We start from the raw sequence: 15433 nt of genomic DNA on the forward strand, positions 1-15433 counted from the left end.
CCCCAGACCCCGCCCGCTCCGTCCGGCTCCCCGGCCGGCGGACCCCCGCAGCGCCAGGCCCCGACCGGCAAGCCCGGCGACGCCGGCCGCGCGATGGCCGCCCGCATGTTCGGCACCGGCGACCAGGCGGCCTGACCGGCCGCCGCTCCGCACCACCGCACCACCCCTGGGACCACGCCCACCCCCTTCCTCCCCGTGGACGACGGCACCAACTGCGGTGCCCCGCTCTTCTGCTGCGCCCGTCCCACGGGAGGACGACCCCGGCATGGATATCCAGCCGATCACCACCACTCAGAGCCTGCGGGTCGGTCGCCCCTGGCTGCTGTCCAGCCACGGCACCGAGACCAACCAGACGATCACCCTCGACGTTGCGAAGTTCGCGGAGAACACCCACTGGGTGCGCGGCATCAAGACCGTCGAGGCGCATTTCAAGTCCGGCCTGCCGCTGGCCCGCAACGCCACCAGCGGCCTGTACGAGCCGTACGACCCGGCCGCGACCGACGGCCACGAGGTCCTCGCCGGCTTCCTCGACACCGAGACCGCCTTCGGCGTCGGCGCCACCCGCATCGGCGCCGCGCTGCGCATCCACGGCCTCGTCGCCCCGGCGAAGCTCCCGGTCGCCTTCGACGCGACCGCCGTGAAGAAGACCACCGCCTCCGTCACCTACGCATCCTGAGAGGGAGCCCCGTCATGCCGACCGAGATGCACGACATGCTCGAGCTCCTGCTCCGGGAGCTCACGGCGACCGACATCAACGCGTTCGTCCGCGCGATCCCCGGGCCGGAGGACTACGAGCTGACCCGCAGCGTGCTGCCGGAAGTCCGCCTCAACACCGTCAAGTGGAGGGTGAAGCGGACCAACCGCCGGGTGCCGGCGGCCAAGTACCGCGCCTGGGACGCGACCACGCCCATCGCGACCCGCGAGATCACCATGGTCGAGACCGAGGGCAAGCTCCCGCCACTCGGCCAGAAGTACCTCGTGGGCGAGATGGAGCAGATCCTCCTCGACGCCGACCGCGGCGCCAACTCCGACGAGCTGGTCCAGGCCGTGTATGACGACGTCGCCGCGCACGTGCTGTCCATCCGCTCCCGCATGGAGCTGGCCGCCGGTGACCTGTTGGCCGACGGCAAGTTCACGCTCAAGGGCGAGAACAACCTGTACATCGAGTACGACGCCCAGGTGCCGGCCGCCCACATGCCCACCGCTCCGGTGCCGTGGACCGACCCGACCGCCGACGCCCTCGCGGACGAGATGCGCTGGATCCAGGCGCTGCGCGACGCCCGGGCACCGCTGCCCACCCGGATCTTCACGTCCTTCAAGGCCAAGAGCCTCCTCGCGGGCAACCAGTCCTACCGGGCGGCCTACTACGGGTCGCTGCTCGGCTCACAGATCCCCACCGCCGTCCTCGCCCCCAACGAGGTCGACGCCGTGCGTGCGCGGTACGGGCTGCCGCCGATCACCGTGTACGACGTGCAGATCCCCCTGGACGACGGCACCAACCCGCGGGTACTGCCGGAGAACCTGTGGCTGATGCTGCCGCCCAACCCGCGCCAGTGGGGCGAGACGCAGTACGGCATCACCGCCGAGTCGCTCGTGCTGTCCCGCGGCACCAACCCCGCGATCCTGCGGGAGGACGCGCCCGGCATCGTCGTCACCCACGGCTACACCGACGACCCGGTCACCGTGTGGACCAAGGTCGCGGCCTCCGCCATGCCGGTGATGTACGTGCCGGACATCCACATGGCCGCGCGGGTGTGGTGACCGTGCCCCGACTCCTCTCCACCGTCTACGTCAAGGACCCGACCTCGCACGAGTGGGTCATCTGCGAGGCCGGAACCGAGCCGGAGCCGCACCTGGCCCAGCTCATCCGCACCCCGTCCGCGTGGGAGAACGGCGAGGTGCCCGAGCCCGACCCGGCGGACACCCCGGCGGCGCCCGACCCGGGCGCGGGCGGGCAGGAGCCCGCTGCCCAGGAGCCGGCCGAGCCGGAACCGAAGCAGCCGGAGAACAAGCCGCGCACCCGGCGCACCACCGCCAAGGCCGAGGAGTAACCCGGCCCTCGCCGTCCGGTACGGGCCGGGCCCGTCCTCACCCGGCCCGTACCGGACCCCTTTTCTTCCCACCCGTCTGGGGCTGCCCCATGGACGACGCCTCCCGCCGCTGGCTGCTGGCCACGCTCGGCCCGGCCACCGACACCACCGACCTCGACCAGCGCTACGCCCGCCTGCACTCACTGCGCGCCGTGGCGCTCGAGGTGCTGCGCGAACGCCGCGCGACGCTGCTTGCCCAGCCGCTGAAGGTGTCACTGTCCGGCGTCGTCTCCGTCGACACCAGCGGCAACGTGGCCGCCTTGGACCGGCAGATCGAAGAGCTGGAGGACCCCGCCACGCCCGTCCCCGGCGAGGAGACCCCCGGCGACGGCGACGGCCCGGGCGGCGGCGTCCTGTACCTGCGCGAGCGGCCCCGCCGATGAGCACCCCGCGCGAAACCACCCGCGACGAGGCCCTCGGCCAACTCATCGCAGCCGCCCAACGCCAACTCGAGGCCGACTGGCTGCTGCTGACCACCGCTCAGCAGACCGTCCTGCGGGCCCTGTCCAGCGCGCGGCGCCGCGGCGCCCGGCCCGGCGCCGTACCGCCCGCCGTCCGTACGGCGCTGGCCGCCTTCACCGCGGCGACCGCCCGCTTCAACACCGACGTCGGCGCGCTCGTCGAACGGTGGACCGCCGTCGACCTGCCCAGGGCCTACCGGCTCGGCGCCGAGGACGCGCTGCGCTCCGCCCTGCTCACACCGGACGCCCGCAGGGCGGCCTTCGAGTGGAGCCCAACCCACCAGGACGTGCTGTCCGTCCTGACCGCGGCCTGCTACCCGGTCCTCATCCGCCGCATCACCGACATCGTCCGCCGGGCCCAGGCGTTCGCCCGGGCCGCCACCGCCGCCGCCCGCGCCCTTGATCCGCCCACCACGGACGACCTGGCCACCCAGCACCCGCTGGACACCGTCCCCTACGGCCGCGGCACCCAGCACCCGGCCGCCTCCTGGGCCCGGGCCGCGCTGTCCGCGCAGTCCGTCACCGTCGCCAACACCGGCGCGCTCACCGCCACCACCGCCGACCTCGAGGCCCGCTGGGTGCAGGTCACCGACGGCCCCGAGTGCGGGTGGACCAGCCATCCCGAACCCGACCGCGCCCACGACACCCTCCGCTCCGCCGAGGAAGCCGCCATCTACCCGATCGCCCATCCGGGATGCCTGCGCCGCTTCATCCCCCGCCCGGACCTCAACCACGACCCCGCCATCGAGGAGGGACAACCCGTATGAGCGCCCCGACCGCCCCGAGAACCGACCAGCCCCTGGTCATCGGCCGGATCGTCCACTACGTCTCCCGCGGCAGCGCCGACGGCCGCTACCCCAGCACCTGCCGTGCCGCGCTCGTCACCGCCGTCGACGAGGCCGGACAGCCCGCCCTCGTCGTCTTCAGCCCCGAGGGCTTCTTCTTCAGCGGCCCCCTGCCGCACGCCGACGCCACACCGCTGGCCCCCGGCACCTGGCACTGGCCCACCATCGGTGAGGACGGCAGCCGATGCGCCTGATCGTCCGCGCCCCCGGCCGCGAGATCGAGATCGAAGTCGGCCAGAACAGCACCGCCGCCCTCAAGGCCGCCGAGACCACCGCGCTGCGCCTGCTTCAGGCCCTGCCCGCCGAACCGCCCGCCGACGACGTCCCCTTCGGGTTCGCCGTCAGCACCGACACCGAACGCGCCGACCCGCCCCCGGAAGCGGACGACCCCGAGTAGCCACCCGCCACCACCGCCACCGAGAGACGAGGACTCCCCGCCATGCAGGAACCCAGCCTGGCCGACGACCTGCACTCCGTCCGCATCACCACCGACGGAGTGCGCGCCGGCGTCACCCTCGCCGGGCACGAGGTCTCCGCGTCGCTGTCTGGCTACGCCCTCGAGCACCGCGCCAACCAGCCCCCGCTGCTCGTGCTGTACGTCCGCCCGCCGGTCGACGCCGCCGTCTTCGACGGCTACGCCCAGGTCGCCGTCGCCAGCGAAGTCCCGCCCACCGAGGCCATCGTGGCCTTCCTGGCCGGCATCGACCCGTCCCGCCTGCAGCAGGCCGCCCTCAATCGCGACGACCTCGACGGCAGCCCCACCGAGCTGACCACCGCCATGCTCCGCCAGCTCACCGAGTGGGCCGGAGGCCGCCCATGACCCTCGACCTCCGCTTCCTCGGCGCGCTCGTCGAGGACCTCGTGATGGGCGACACCATCCAGATCAGCCGCCCGGCCGGGCCCCCCATCCTCAACCCGGACACCGGCGACCTCGAGGCCCCGCCTCCGCACGTGGTGTACGAGGGTCCCGGCGCCGTCCTCGACGACACCGCCGCCCCCGGCATCACCGTGCCCGTCGCCGGCCAGCCCTACCCGGACGACCCCAAGACCACCTACCGGCTGCTGACCCCCGTCGACGCCCCGGTCGCCGCCCGCGACGACACCGTCCGTGTGCTGCGCGCCGCCCAGGATCCGGCGCTGGTCGGACGGACCTGGCGCTGCGCCCAGCCGGGCTTGGCCGCCACCGTCATCGCCGTCCGCGTGACCTGGCTGGACGAGAACAACCCGCGAGGGGCCAGCCCATGAGCCCCGCCCGGCGCTTCACCGACCCCGACCAGCTCGCCGCCGCCATGGCCCAGGCCGCCGCCCGGGTCGGCCCGGCCACCGCCCGTGCCGTCGGCCACGAGGCCATGGTCTTGCAGGCCCTCATCCAGGCCGCCGCCAGCGGACGGCCCGGCCCGAACGTCATCACCGGCCGCTACCGGGCCAGTTGGCAGGTCCAGGTCCGCCCCCGCCGGCACGGCGCCACCGCCACGGTGGGCACCTTCGCCCCCCAGGCCCGCCGCCTGGAACTCGGCTTCTACGGCGCCGACTCCCTCGGCCGGGTCTACGCCCAGCCGCCCTTCCCGCACGTCACCCCGGCGCTCGCCCTGATCCAGCCCCGCTTCGCCGAACGGATCGCCACCGCCGCGATGGGGGCCTTCGAATGATCGAACGCCGCCTCGTCACCCAGGCACTGGGGGCACTGCTCGCTACCGCGACCGGCAAGCCGTGCGGCGCCGGGGCGCTGCCCCAGGTCGACGGCAAGCCGGCCGAGCCGCCGTACTCCGTACTGCGCTCCCTCACCCTCACCCTGGACGGGGCCCCATTCACCGACCGGCACGAGGACAGCGACACCTACTACCAGGTCGACTGCGTGGCCCGCACCCACGCCCAGGCGGAATGGCTCGCCGACCGCGTCCGCACCGCCGTCCTCGGACGCGACACCGACGGGGCCTGGCTGCACGCCCTCACGGTGCCGGGCTTCAGCTGCTACGCCCGCGAACTGGCCCTTGACGCTGGCCCGGAGGACGACCCGGCCGCCGTTATCGTTTCTTATGTGATCAGATTCCAGCTCCGCTGGACCCCGGCGACCGGCTAGCCCGGCTCGCCACCCCGCACCGCGGCGGCCCCTTTCGCGGACACGGCACCAGCACCTGGTGACCGACCTGCACTGACGCGCAGACCCGAGGGGCCCATCCCATGGCACTGCCCACCGCCAAGACGGTTGAGAAGTACAGCCGCCGTGGCGTCTCCATCTTCCTGTGGCTGCCGACCATCGCCGACGCGGCGAACCTCAAGCCGACCCGCGCCGAACTCGACGGCAGCACCAACCTGTCCGCGGCGATCGCCAACATCTCCGGCTTCACGCTGGAGAACCAGAGTATCGAGACGCCCGACATGGGCGACGACTTCGATTCCTCCATCCCCGGATCCGACAAGGCCGAGGACTCCTCGTTCACCTTCTACGAGGACAAGGTCAGCGACGAGATCGAGCAGCTCCTGAAGAAGGGGACCATCGGCTACGTCGTCATCCTCCGCAAGGGCGACGTCCCCAACTCCAAGAGCATGGACGTCTTCCCGGTCCGCGTCGGCTCCCAGTCGCCCGCCTTCACCACCGACAACGAAGCGGCGAAGTTCGAGACGAAGTTCACCATCACCCGCCGCCCGGCCCAGGGCCTGGCCGTCCCGGCCGTCGGCAACACCGCGACCAACAGCACGAAGAAGGAGCTGACGTCGTGAGCGCCGCCGTCCACACCGAGCCGCCGGCCGCCGCCGTGGCCGCCGATGCCCACTGGTCCGCGAAGATGGCCCGGCTGCGGGCCCGCAAGGCCGCCGAAGTCCCCCTGTACCTGTGGCAGGACCAGGGCCTGCGCGACCGCTTCGAGGAAGCCCTGCGGCAGGCGAAGAACCTCCGCCAGCTCGTCGACGCCGACCCGGGCAACGACGCCCTGGCCAAGGAGGCGAAGGCGGCCGAGGCCGCCCTCGAGGAGGCCCGCGCCGCGTACGAGGCCGACTGCGAGGTCCTCACCTTCCGCGCCCTGCCCGGTGACGCCTTCGCCGAGCTGGTCAAGGAGCACCCGCCGACGGAGGAACAGGCCGAGTCCGGCTCCGACTGGAACGAGGACACCTTCCCCGCCGCCCTCATCTCCGCCGCCAGCGTGGACGGCATGAGCGAGGACGAGGCCACCGATCTGCTCGCCTCCTGGGGCATGGCCGACCGTGTCGAACTCTTCCAGGCCGCGCTCGCCGCGCAGAACACCAAGCGCAGCGACTGGGGAAAAGGCTCCGGGCCGACCCGCAGCTGAGGGCCGAGCTGGAGCTGTGCGACCGCTGGGGGATCCCGCACAGCGCCTTCCTCGGCGGTGACGGCACCTGGACGCCGGTCGACCGGGCCAAGGCCCTCGCCTACCGGGAGCTGCAGCGGCTCACCTGCCCCGACTGCGGCACCCGGCACGACGAGTGGGACGAGGACGCCGGCGGCGACCGCTTCGCGTACGTCGGCACCACCTCCCGCTGCCCCGGCTGCGAGCTGATCGCCCACGAACGCGATCACGTCCCCGACGGCCAGCACGGCTACGGCGTGAAGGTCGGCCTCATCCCCCGAGCACTGCACGAACAGCGCACCCGGGCGCGCACCCGCCGGGATCACCGCCTCTAGCGAGCGGAAAGGAGAGCGGCGGTGGTCGCGTGGAGCCTCTCTGTTGCCCTGACGGGCAACGGCGACGGGCTCGTGCGCACCCTGAACCGCTCCCGCCGCGAGGCCCGCGACCTCTCCCGCGAACTGGCCGCCGTCCGCCGGGAGGTGGGCCGCCTTGGCGCGGGCGACCGCTCGCTGCGCACGCTGGCCACCGGCCTGCGCGGCGCCGCCACCCCGCTGCGCACCCTGCGCACCGGTGCCTCCTCGGCGGGCCGGGACCTGCGCCGCCTGGGCAGCGACGCCAACCGGGCCGCCAGCGCCCAGCGCTCCAGCGCCCGCGCCTCCCGGTCCGCGGCCACCGACCTGCGGGCCATGTCCCGCCAGCTGCGTACGGCCACCACCGATCTGGCATCCCTGGCCCGGGCGGCCCGCAACGCCGACGGCCGCCTCGCGGGCATCGGCCGCCGCGGCACCCGCTCACTGCACGACACGGAGTCCGCCACCCGCCGTCTGCGCTCCGAACTGGCCGGGCTGACAGGGCTGTTGGCTGGGGGAGGACTGGTCCTCGGTCTGCACGAACTGATCGAGAACGGCAACGAGTACCAGCGCGGGATGGCCACCTTCGGGGCGGTCACCGGCGCCACGGCATCGCAGATGCAGCGCGCCTCGTCCACCGCCAAGGCTCTGGGCGCCGACATGGAGCTGCCCACCGCCACCGCCGGCGGTGCCGCCGAGGCGATGGTGGAACTGGCCAAGGCGGGCTTCCGCACCGACCAGGCCATCAGCGCCACCCGGGCGTCGCTGCAGCTGTCGGCCGCCGCGAACGTCAACGCCGCAGATTCCGCCAAATATCTCGGCGATATGATGGATCAATTCGCCCTGGGTGCCGATCAGGCGGGCCGTGCGGCGGACATTCTCGCGGCGACCGCAAATGCCGCATCCGGCGACATCATCGATATCTATTATTCGATGAAATATGCCGGGCCTGTAGCCCATGGCCTGGGCGTTTCCATGGAAGAGGCCGCCGCAGCGGTCGGCATGCTCGGTAAGGCCGGTATTCTCGGCCAAACCGCAGGAACAACCCTCCGGGGTATTTTCACCAATCTCGCGAACCCCACGAAGAAAATGACCGAGGGTCTGCGCGAGATGGGCATCGAGGCGTGGGACACCGAGGGCCGCTTCAAGGGCCTGCGCTACGTCATCGACAAGCTGAGCCACGCTCAGCACGAGATGTCGCAGCAGGACTTCACCGCTGCCGCGGCAAAGGCGTTCGGCAAGCCCGCCCTCTCCGGCGCGATCGCGCTCGCCCACCAGGGCGTCGTCTCCTTCGACTCCCTCAACCAGGCCGTCAACGAGAACGGCGCGGCGGCGACGATCGCCGCGGCGAAGAACCAGGGCTTGGCCGGCGCCATGGTGCTGCTGAAGAAGCAGACCCGCCAGACCGGCCTGGAGATCTACGAGGGACTCGCCCCGGGCCTGGAGTGGCTCACCCGCGGACTCACCTCCGGACTGGCCTCCGCCACGCCGTACATCACGGGCGCCATCGGCTACGCCCGGGACCTGACCACTCTGTTCGGGCCCGACCTGGCCGCGCAGGCCCGCGAAGGGCTCGGCGGCCTGGTCGACGAGGCCAAGGGCCTCCTCGAGCCGCTGAAGGAACTGGGGGAGACCGCTCTCGCCGACGGACTGCACGTCCTCATCAGCGCCGGGCAGGCCCTGATGACGGTGCTGGACAACCTCGCCCAGGGCGTCACCCCGATCGGGGAGGCCCTGGCCGACCTGGGCAGCGACACGGACGGCGCGGCCAACTCCCTCGACGTCATCGTCCTCGTCCTGGACGCGGCAGCCGCCGCCGTGGAGGCCCTCTCCACGGTCCTGGTCCCCATCGGGCAGGTCGTCGGCGGACTCGTCTCCGTCTTCGGTGCGCTCCCGGGGCCCGTGCAGACCGCGCTGTTCGGGCTGCTGCTGTACCGCCGGGTCGGCCCGATCATGTCCGGCCTCGCCAGCACCATCAGCGGCCGGGTCACGGGCGCGGTCAGCAGCCTCAACTCCCAGATGGCCGTGCAGCGCAGCCTCGCGACCGCCTCCGGCCAGTCCATCACCCGGTACGGCGCCGCGTTCGCCGTGCTGCAGACCCGGGTTCCGATCATCGGGCAGATGGCGTCCTCCTTCCGGACCGCCTCCTCCGCCGGGTCGGGGTTCACCGGCACCCTCAACGGCATCACCCGGGCCGCGGGCACCGGCCTGCGTGGCGCGATGACCGGGCTGATGGGCGCGATGGGCGGGCCCTGGGGGCTGGCGCTGGCCGGCGTCACCGTCGGCCTCGGACTGCTCGCCGCCCAGCAGCAGAAGGCCGCCCAGGCCGCCGCCGAGCACCAGGAGCGCATTGCCGACCTGACCCGGGCGCTGCGCGACTCCGGCGGCGTCATCGACGAGAACGTGCGGGCCGCCGCGGCCCAGACCCTCCTCGACTACAAGCTGCACGACAGCAAGACCAAGCTGGTCGACGTCCTGGAAGAATCCGGCGTCTCCATGCGGACCCTCACCGACGCCTACCTCGGACAGGGCACCAGCCTCGCCGCTCTGGAGAAGAAGTACCGCGACCTGGCCGAGGCCAACAAGGAGTACGTCGACTACGCCGCCGGCAAGGCCAGCAAGCTTGAGTACACCGACACCGGCGAGCGGTACAAGAAGGCGGCCGACGCGCTGAAGTCGATGCGCGGCGAGATGGAGCAGGGCGTCAAGGACGCCAAGCGGCTCGCGGAGGCGCAGAATCCTTCCGGCCGGGCGCTGAGCGCGTACGACAAGCTCAAGGTGGCCGTCGGCGCGCTCGCCGACCGCACCGCCGACGCCGACCAGCGCACCCGCGCCCTGAAGGACGCCCTCGACCTGCTGTCCGGCGGGTCGGTGAGCCTGCAGGCGGCCCAGGCCCGGCTCAACGAGGCCGTCCTCAACGCCAGCGAGGCCGTCGACGACCAGATCAAGAAGTCCGGCGACTACGGCAAGAAGCTCGTCGGCCTCAACGGCACCCTGAACACGACCAGCCGCAACGGGCAGCAGCTGTTCAACAGCCTCAACAACATCTCCGACGCCGCCGCGTCCTCCGCGATCGCCTCGTTCGACTTCGCGCAGAAGCAGGGCAAGGACCTGCCGCAGTCGCTGCAGGCCGCGCGCACCGAGATGGACAAGGCCCGCAAGTCCGCCCTGGACCTGCTGGCCCAGTACGGCGTCACCGGCGCCCAGGCCCAGCAGGTCGCCGACCAGATGGGTCTGATCCCCGGCCAGGTGTCGATCCTCCTGCAGACCAAGGGAGTCGACCAGACGCTGGCCGAACTCCTCGCCGTGCAGGCCGAGTTCGCGCGCGTCCCCGACAAGCGCACGATCACCGTCGACGCGCTTGGGGAGCAGGCCAAGAAGGAGCTGGAGGACCTCGGCTACGCGATCGAGCTCATCCCCGGCACCCGCGAATACAAGATCACCGCTCCCACGCAGGGCGCCCGTGCCGAACTGGGCCTGCTCGTCAGCGCCCTGTCGTCGGTCCCCGCGGGCAAGGACGTCAAGGTCGACGCGAAGACCGCCGTCGCCGTCGGCGGCCTCGACTCCGTGATCGCCAAGATCAAGGCCACCCCCGGCGCGAAATCCGTCACCGTCAAGACGCTGAACAAGACGGCGATGGATGCCCTGAACAAGGTCGGCTTCACCACCCGGACGCTGCCCGACGGCAGCGTGGAGGTCACCGCCAAGACCGGCACCGCCCTGTCCAACATCGCCGCGGTCCAGGGCGCCCGGGACCGGCTCAGCGACAAGTCGATCACCATCACCACCAAGCACGTGTCGGTCTTCTCGAACCTCGGCGCCGACCCGTCCAGCCTCGCCGACGCGCTGCGCAAGCAGGCCGACAACGTCCGCAAGCAGGCCGACGGCGGGATCGTCGACTTCTACGCCGACGGCGGCATGCGCAAGGAGAACCACGTCGCGCAGATCGCCAAGGGCGGCTCCTGGCGAGTGTGGGGGGAGGACGAGACTCACGGGGAGGCATACGTCCCCTTCGCCCACTCCAAGCGGCCCCGTTCCCGCCGGATCACCGAGGAGGTCGTGCGCCGCCTGGGCGGAGACCCGTCCGGGATCGACTGGTACGCCGACGGCGGCCTGTCGGACTTCTCCTACACCCCGGCCTCGTACACCACGCTGTCGTCGATCGCGAGCGAGTCCCAGAACAAGAAGGGCAACTTCAGCCTCGACATCTTCCTCAAGAAGCTGAAGGCGTCCTCCAAGGCGATGTCCCGCTGGCGCCGCGACCTGTCCACCGTCGCCGCCCGCGCCGGCACCGACGTCGCCAAGGCCCTCGAGGAGATGGGCGAGGACGGCGTCGCGCTGACCCGGAAGATGGCCACCGGCTCCGGCAAGTACGTCCGCCAGATGACCAAGGAGCTCAAGGCCCTCGCCGAGGCGTCCAAGGCGAGCCTGGGCGACTACACCGGGCAGCTCAAGAGCGCCGTGAAGGACCAGACCGCCTTCCAGCAGAACCTGGCCAAACTGGCCGCCTCCGGCTATGGCGACCTCGCCGCGCGCCTGGCCGAGCAGGGCGACCAGGACGCCGAGGACCTCGCGGCCCAGGCGGTCAAGAGCCCGAAGAAGGCGAAGGCCGCCAACGATGCCTCCAAGGCGGCGGGCAAGACGCTCTCGGACGAGCAGATCGCCACCCTCGTGAAGATCATCGGGGCGACGAAGTCGAAGACCACCGGCATCCACGCCATCGCGGACGCGACCGGCCTCGACGAGGACGAGATCATCACGGTGGCCACCAAGGCCACCGCCCAGATCAAGAAGGCCCTCGGCTCCCGCGCGACACGCCTGCTCGCCGACCTCACCAAGGCAAACAAGGGCCTCGCCTACGCCGACGGCGGCATCCGCGAGGGCATCTACGCGACCTCGGGCGGCCTGGTCCGCTTCGCCGAACCGAGCACGCAGGGCGAGGCGTACGTGCCGCTCGCCCTCGGCAAACGCCGCCGCGCCACCGCCGTACTGGGCGACGTCGCCGGGCGCTTCGGCTACGCCCTCACCGGCCTGCAGGACGCCGCGGCCGGCCGCGTGCAGGTCATCGTCGTCCAGCAGGCCGCCCCGCTGATCGGCAACCAGACCATCCAGATCGACCGTCCCGGCGCCACCGAACAGCAGATCGCCGCTGCCGTCGGCTACCAGCTGCGCCGCGCTCAGCGAGGCGGGGTGCAGCACCGATGAACGCCATCCTCAAGGACCATCAGCACGAACTGGGCGGCGTCGTCATCGGCACCGGCACCCCGGTCCCCATCGCCGCCATCGAGGGCCTGGGCCGCGCCGAGGTACGCACCGCCGACGTCGACCCGCCCAGCGCGGACGGCATCTGGCTCGGCGCGGACTACTTCACCGGCCGCACCGTCCGCATCGACGCCGCGATCAAAACCCCCGGCGACCAGGCCGCCGCCCTCGACCTCCTCGCCGCAATCCAGGACGTCCACGACGACCCCGCGCTGCGCCTGACCGGCGGCGCCACCACCGAACTGCGGCTGAAGTTCCCCGGCCGCGACGTCCGTGTCCTCAACGGCCGCCTCCGCAAGGCTGACCCGGACCTGACCCAGCTCGTCAACGGCTGGGTGCCCCTCGACCTCGAGTTCCTCGCCGCCGACCCCCTCTACTACAGCGACACCCCCCAGCACGCCACGATCCCGCTCGGCATGATCTCCGACGGGGGGTTCACGGCGCCCGTGGTCGCGCCCATCGTCGTCGACCCAGGCCCGGACGGCACCACCCGGCCCGGCTGGATCCAGGTCGACGGCAAGGCCCCGACCTGGCCCGTGCTGCGGATCTACGGCCCGTGCGCCAACCCACGCATCACCCACGTCGAGTCCGGCCGCGTGCTGCAGCTCAACACCGCCATCGACCCGGGCGACTTCATCGAGATCGACACCCGGCCCACCTGGCGCTCCGTGCTGCGCAGCAACGGCGGCAACGCCGCCACGGCACTGACCGCCGCCTCCCGCATCGACACGTTCACGCTGCCCACCGGCGTCAGCGAGCTGCGGTGGACCGCCACCGACCCCACCAACTCCGCCCGCCTGACCGCCACGTGGCGGCCGGCCTGGCCCACCCTGTAGAGGAGCGACCCCGTATGACCCTGGCCCAGGCGCCGCTGCTCACCACCGGCGCGAAGCACTCCGCCCAGACCTTCCGCATGATGATCCGCGACCTGTCCCGCGGGGCCGAAGGCGTCACCGAGGGCAACGACCTGAAGGTCACTCCGCTGACCGTCCCGGCCGGCGGCGTCCTGGTGGGGGAGGGCTCTGGCATCGTCCGCGGGCGCGCGGTGCCCTGGCAGGGCCACTACACCGCGTACAACATCGGCACCGAGCAGGTCCCGATCGCGCCGACCGGCGCCAGCCCGCGCACCGACATGGTCGTCCTGCGGGTCCTGGACCCGGAGTACGAGGGCAACCGCAACCCGGCCACCGACGACACGGTGTTCTTCGACGTCATCTCCGGGGTCTCCAGCACCGCCACCGCCGTGCCGGCCGGGTACTCTGCGATCCCCCTGGCCCGAGTGAGTCTCCCGGCGAACACCGGCACCGTCACCGCCGCGATGATCACCGATCTGCGGCGCATCGCCAACCCTCGCCGCGAGCGCTCCCTGTACCCGAGCTTCCCCACCGCGCTCAGCACCCTGGCGTACTCGGACGCCAAGTGGCACGTCTGGCCGGCCGCGGCGACCTGGAACGTCGCCGTACCCTCCTGGGCCACCACCGCGAAGATCATGCTCACCGTCGCCGGGCTGCGCTACACCAAGGCCGACGTGTTCGCGCAGATGCGCCAGTACCTGGGCACCGACGTCGGCCAGGCCACCGTCATCGACGACGACCAGGCCAACAACACCCGCCGCAACACCATCGTCCTCGGCGACACCATCACCCTCTCCGCGGCAGCCCGCGGCACCACCCAGCGCCTGTACGTCGAGACCTACATGTACAAGTCCCCGACTGGCGACCTCAGCGTCGACGCGGGCACGTCGATCTTCGCGGACGTCGAGTTCAGCGAAGGGATCATCTGATGGCGTCCGCCTACCGCTACCTCGCCCAGCACGCCCTCACCGGCGAGATCATCAGCCCGGACGTACCCCTCACCGACGTCGAGTTCGGCCCCGAACTCAACGGGCCCGGCGCCCTGACCGGCAAACTCGCCCCGCGCTTCGCCCGCTCCCTGCCGGACGTCGCCGACGAAGGCAACGTCCTGCTGTACGCCGAACGCGACGGGCACCTGCGCTGGGGCGGACTGCTGTGGCAGGCCACCCCCGAGGACCGCACCCTCTCCCTCGAGGCGGCCAGCTGGTCGTCGTACCTGCAGCGCCGCCACGACGTCCACGGCGAACTCAACGGCCGCGGCCCGTACGTCAACGCCGACCCCTGCAAGGTGATCCGGGACGTCTGGGCGTACGCGCAGTCCCTGCCGGACGGCAACCTGGGCGTCGTCGTGGACCCCACCACCTCCACCGCCAAGGTCGGCACGACCGCCGAGCCGCTGAAGTTCTCCTGGTGGGAAGAGCCGGTCCTCGGCGACGCCGTCGACGACCTGGTCTCCGCCGACGACTCCCCGGACTACACCTGCGACACCGCCTGGGGCGCGAACGGCACCATCGTGCGCAGGCTGCGCCTGGGCTACCCGCGGCTGGGCACGCGCCGCACCGACGTGTCCTTCTCCACCGGCATCAACGTCCTAGACGCCCCGCCCGTCCCGCGCTCCGCCGACGAGTTCGCCAACACCGTCATCGCCACTGGCTCCGGTGAAGGCCGCAACAAGCGCCGCCACATCGACAGCGTCCGCGACGGACGGCTGCGCATGGAGACCGTGCTGGCCCTGCCGGAGGTCAAGGGCACCGACATCCTCGCCAAGCGGGCCGCCGCCGACCGCAAGCGCCGGCAGATCCGCGGCACCATCGAACAGATCCGCATCCGCCCCGACCACCCGGCCGCCCCGCTGGGCTCCTTCCAGGTGGGCGACGACGTCTACACCCGGGTCCACAACGACTGGGTGTCCTTCACCGGCTGGATGCGGGTCATGGGCTGGAGCGTCCGCCCGGGCGGCAGCGACGGCGAGAGCGTCACCGTGAGCCTCGCCCGGGCCGACTCCTTCCACTACGGGGCCGCCGCGTGAGCAGCCTCGACATCGGCTCCCGCCTCGCCCGCATCGAACGGCAGATCACCGGCCTGCAGCGCGCCAGCCGCCTCAGCCACGCCTCCCTGGAAGACACCGCCCTGGAGGTCTACGACGTCGGCGGCTCGCTGCGGGCCGTCATCGGCCAGCAGGGCGACGGCACTTCCGGCGTGGTCGCGGTCAACGGCCCCCGCCCGCCCCTCGGGGGCGCGGATTCTGGCCCGGCTTGGGGAAGGC

At 72.1% G+C, this 15433-nt stretch carries 18 protein-coding genes; all 18 read left to right on the forward strand.

Going from position 1 to position 15433, the window contains the following annotated elements; translation table 11 throughout:
- Nucleotides 1-265: 265 nt before the first annotated feature.
- Nucleotides 266-676 (forward strand): head decoration protein, encoded by a 411-nt coding sequence (locus L0P92_RS32755; RefSeq protein ID WP_176188189.1) that lies wholly within the window; start codon nt 266-268, stop codon nt 674-676.
- Between the two features lie 14 nt (nt 677-690).
- Nucleotides 691-1761: a major capsid protein gene (locus L0P92_RS32760; RefSeq protein WP_176188187.1), complete on the forward strand. Its 1071-nt coding sequence runs from the start codon at nt 691-693 to the stop codon at nt 1759-1761.
- 2 nt (nt 1762-1763) lie between these two features.
- Nucleotides 1764-2051, forward strand: coding sequence for a hypothetical protein (locus L0P92_RS32765; protein ID WP_234766694.1), 288 nt, complete (start codon nt 1764-1766; stop codon nt 2049-2051).
- An 89-nt stretch (nt 2052-2140) separates the two neighbouring features.
- Nucleotides 2141-2473, forward strand: a complete 333-nt coding sequence (locus L0P92_RS32770) for a hypothetical protein (protein WP_176188183.1) — start codon at nt 2141-2143, stop codon at nt 2471-2473.
- The gene (locus L0P92_RS45310; protein ID WP_273634128.1) at nt 2470-3318 is read left to right on the forward strand and encodes a hypothetical protein; all 849 of its coding nucleotides are present in this window, start codon (nt 2470-2472) and stop codon (nt 3316-3318) included. Before L0P92_RS32770 ends, L0P92_RS45310 begins: the two co-directional genes overlap by 4 nt.
- On the forward strand, nt 3315-3590 hold the full coding sequence (locus L0P92_RS32780; protein WP_234766695.1) for a hypothetical protein: 276 nt from the start codon (nt 3315-3317) through the stop codon (nt 3588-3590). The genes L0P92_RS45310 and L0P92_RS32780 overlap by 4 nt, the downstream gene beginning before the upstream one ends.
- Nucleotides 3581-3793 (forward strand): hypothetical protein, encoded by a 213-nt coding sequence (locus tag L0P92_RS32785; protein ID WP_234766696.1) that lies wholly within the window; start codon nt 3581-3583, stop codon nt 3791-3793. Before L0P92_RS32780 ends, L0P92_RS32785 begins: the two co-directional genes overlap by 10 nt.
- Before the next feature lie 42 nt (nt 3794-3835).
- Nucleotides 3836-4216 carry a hypothetical protein gene (locus L0P92_RS32790; RefSeq protein ID WP_234766697.1) on the forward strand — a complete coding sequence of 127 codons (381 nt, stop codon included), beginning with the start codon at nt 3836-3838 and terminating at the stop codon, nt 4214-4216.
- On the forward strand, nt 4213-4641 hold the full coding sequence (locus tag L0P92_RS32795) for a DUF6093 family protein (RefSeq protein WP_234766698.1): 429 nt from the start codon (nt 4213-4215) through the stop codon (nt 4639-4641). The genes L0P92_RS32790 and L0P92_RS32795 overlap by 4 nt, the downstream gene beginning before the upstream one ends.
- A complete protein-coding gene (locus tag L0P92_RS32800; RefSeq protein ID WP_234766699.1) occupies nt 4638-5045 on the forward strand; it encodes an HK97 gp10 family phage protein in 408 nt (135 codons plus the stop codon). The genes L0P92_RS32795 and L0P92_RS32800 overlap by 4 nt, the downstream gene beginning before the upstream one ends.
- Nucleotides 5042-5476: a hypothetical protein gene (locus L0P92_RS32805; RefSeq protein WP_234766700.1), complete on the forward strand. Its 435-nt coding sequence runs from the start codon at nt 5042-5044 to the stop codon at nt 5474-5476. Before L0P92_RS32800 ends, L0P92_RS32805 begins: the two co-directional genes overlap by 4 nt.
- Before the next feature lie 101 nt (nt 5477-5577).
- Complete coding sequence (locus tag L0P92_RS32810) at nt 5578-6117, forward strand: phage tail tube protein (RefSeq protein ID WP_176188167.1); 540 nt, start codon at nt 5578-5580, stop codon at nt 6115-6117.
- Nucleotides 6114-6683, forward strand: coding sequence for a hypothetical protein (locus tag L0P92_RS32815; protein ID WP_176188165.1), 570 nt, complete (start codon nt 6114-6116; stop codon nt 6681-6683). Before L0P92_RS32810 ends, L0P92_RS32815 begins: the two co-directional genes overlap by 4 nt.
- A gap of 374 nt (nt 6684-7057) precedes the next feature.
- Nucleotides 7058-12256 carry a phage tail tape measure protein gene (locus tag L0P92_RS32820; protein ID WP_234766701.1) on the forward strand — a complete coding sequence of 1733 codons (5199 nt, stop codon included), beginning with the start codon at nt 7058-7060 and terminating at the stop codon, nt 12254-12256.
- Nucleotides 12253-13149 (forward strand): phage distal tail protein, encoded by an 897-nt coding sequence (locus tag L0P92_RS32825; RefSeq protein WP_234766702.1) that lies wholly within the window; start codon nt 12253-12255, stop codon nt 13147-13149. The genes L0P92_RS32820 and L0P92_RS32825 overlap by 4 nt, the downstream gene beginning before the upstream one ends.
- Before the next feature lie 14 nt (nt 13150-13163).
- On the forward strand, nt 13164-14096 hold the full coding sequence (locus L0P92_RS32830) for a hypothetical protein (RefSeq protein ID WP_234766703.1): 933 nt from the start codon (nt 13164-13166) through the stop codon (nt 14094-14096).
- Complete coding sequence (locus L0P92_RS32835) at nt 14096-15196, forward strand: hypothetical protein (RefSeq protein ID WP_234766704.1); 1101 nt, start codon at nt 14096-14098, stop codon at nt 15194-15196. Before L0P92_RS32830 ends, L0P92_RS32835 begins: the two co-directional genes overlap by 1 nt.
- Nucleotides 15193-15433: hypothetical protein (locus tag L0P92_RS32840; protein ID WP_234766705.1), on the forward strand; the 241-nt coding region annotated here is incomplete at its 3' end. The genes L0P92_RS32835 and L0P92_RS32840, both read left to right, overlap by 4 nt.

This window comes from Streptomyces muensis (assembly GCF_021474425.1).
In the GTDB taxonomy this organism is placed as follows: Bacteria; Actinomycetota; Actinomycetes; order Streptomycetales; family Streptomycetaceae; genus Streptomyces; species Streptomyces muensis.

What these genes read in the sequence shown, in the direction of transcription:
- L0P92_RS32755 (WP_176188189.1), top strand. Translation starts at nt 266, where the DNA reads ATGGATATCCAGCCGATCACCACCACTCAGAGCCTGCGGGTCGGTCGC.
- L0P92_RS32760 (WP_176188187.1), top strand. Translation starts at nt 691, where the DNA reads ATGCCGACCGAGATGCACGACATGCTCGAGCTCCTGCTCCGGGAGCTC.
- L0P92_RS32770 (WP_176188183.1), top strand. Translation starts at nt 2,141, where the DNA reads ATGGACGACGCCTCCCGCCGCTGGCTGCTGGCCACGCTCGGCCCGGCC.
- L0P92_RS45310 (WP_273634128.1), top strand. Translation starts at nt 2,470, where the DNA reads ATGAGCACCCCGCGCGAAACCACCCGCGACGAGGCCCTCGGCCAACTC.
- L0P92_RS32780 (WP_234766695.1), top strand. Translation starts at nt 3,315, where the DNA reads ATGAGCGCCCCGACCGCCCCGAGAACCGACCAGCCCCTGGTCATCGGC.
- L0P92_RS32785 (WP_234766696.1), top strand. Translation starts at nt 3,581, where the DNA reads ATGCGCCTGATCGTCCGCGCCCCCGGCCGCGAGATCGAGATCGAAGTC.
- L0P92_RS32790 (WP_234766697.1), top strand. Translation starts at nt 3,836, where the DNA reads ATGCAGGAACCCAGCCTGGCCGACGACCTGCACTCCGTCCGCATCACC.
- L0P92_RS32795 (WP_234766698.1), top strand. Translation starts at nt 4,213, where the DNA reads ATGACCCTCGACCTCCGCTTCCTCGGCGCGCTCGTCGAGGACCTCGTG.
- L0P92_RS32800 (WP_234766699.1), top strand. Translation starts at nt 4,638, where the DNA reads ATGAGCCCCGCCCGGCGCTTCACCGACCCCGACCAGCTCGCCGCCGCC.
- L0P92_RS32805 (WP_234766700.1), top strand. Translation starts at nt 5,042, where the DNA reads ATGATCGAACGCCGCCTCGTCACCCAGGCACTGGGGGCACTGCTCGCT.
- L0P92_RS32810 (WP_176188167.1), top strand. Translation starts at nt 5,578, where the DNA reads ATGGCACTGCCCACCGCCAAGACGGTTGAGAAGTACAGCCGCCGTGGC.
- L0P92_RS32825 (WP_234766702.1), top strand. Translation starts at nt 12,253, where the DNA reads ATGAACGCCATCCTCAAGGACCATCAGCACGAACTGGGCGGCGTCGTC.
- L0P92_RS32830 (WP_234766703.1), top strand. Translation starts at nt 13,164, where the DNA reads ATGACCCTGGCCCAGGCGCCGCTGCTCACCACCGGCGCGAAGCACTCC.
- L0P92_RS32835 (WP_234766704.1), top strand. Translation starts at nt 14,096, where the DNA reads ATGGCGTCCGCCTACCGCTACCTCGCCCAGCACGCCCTCACCGGCGAG.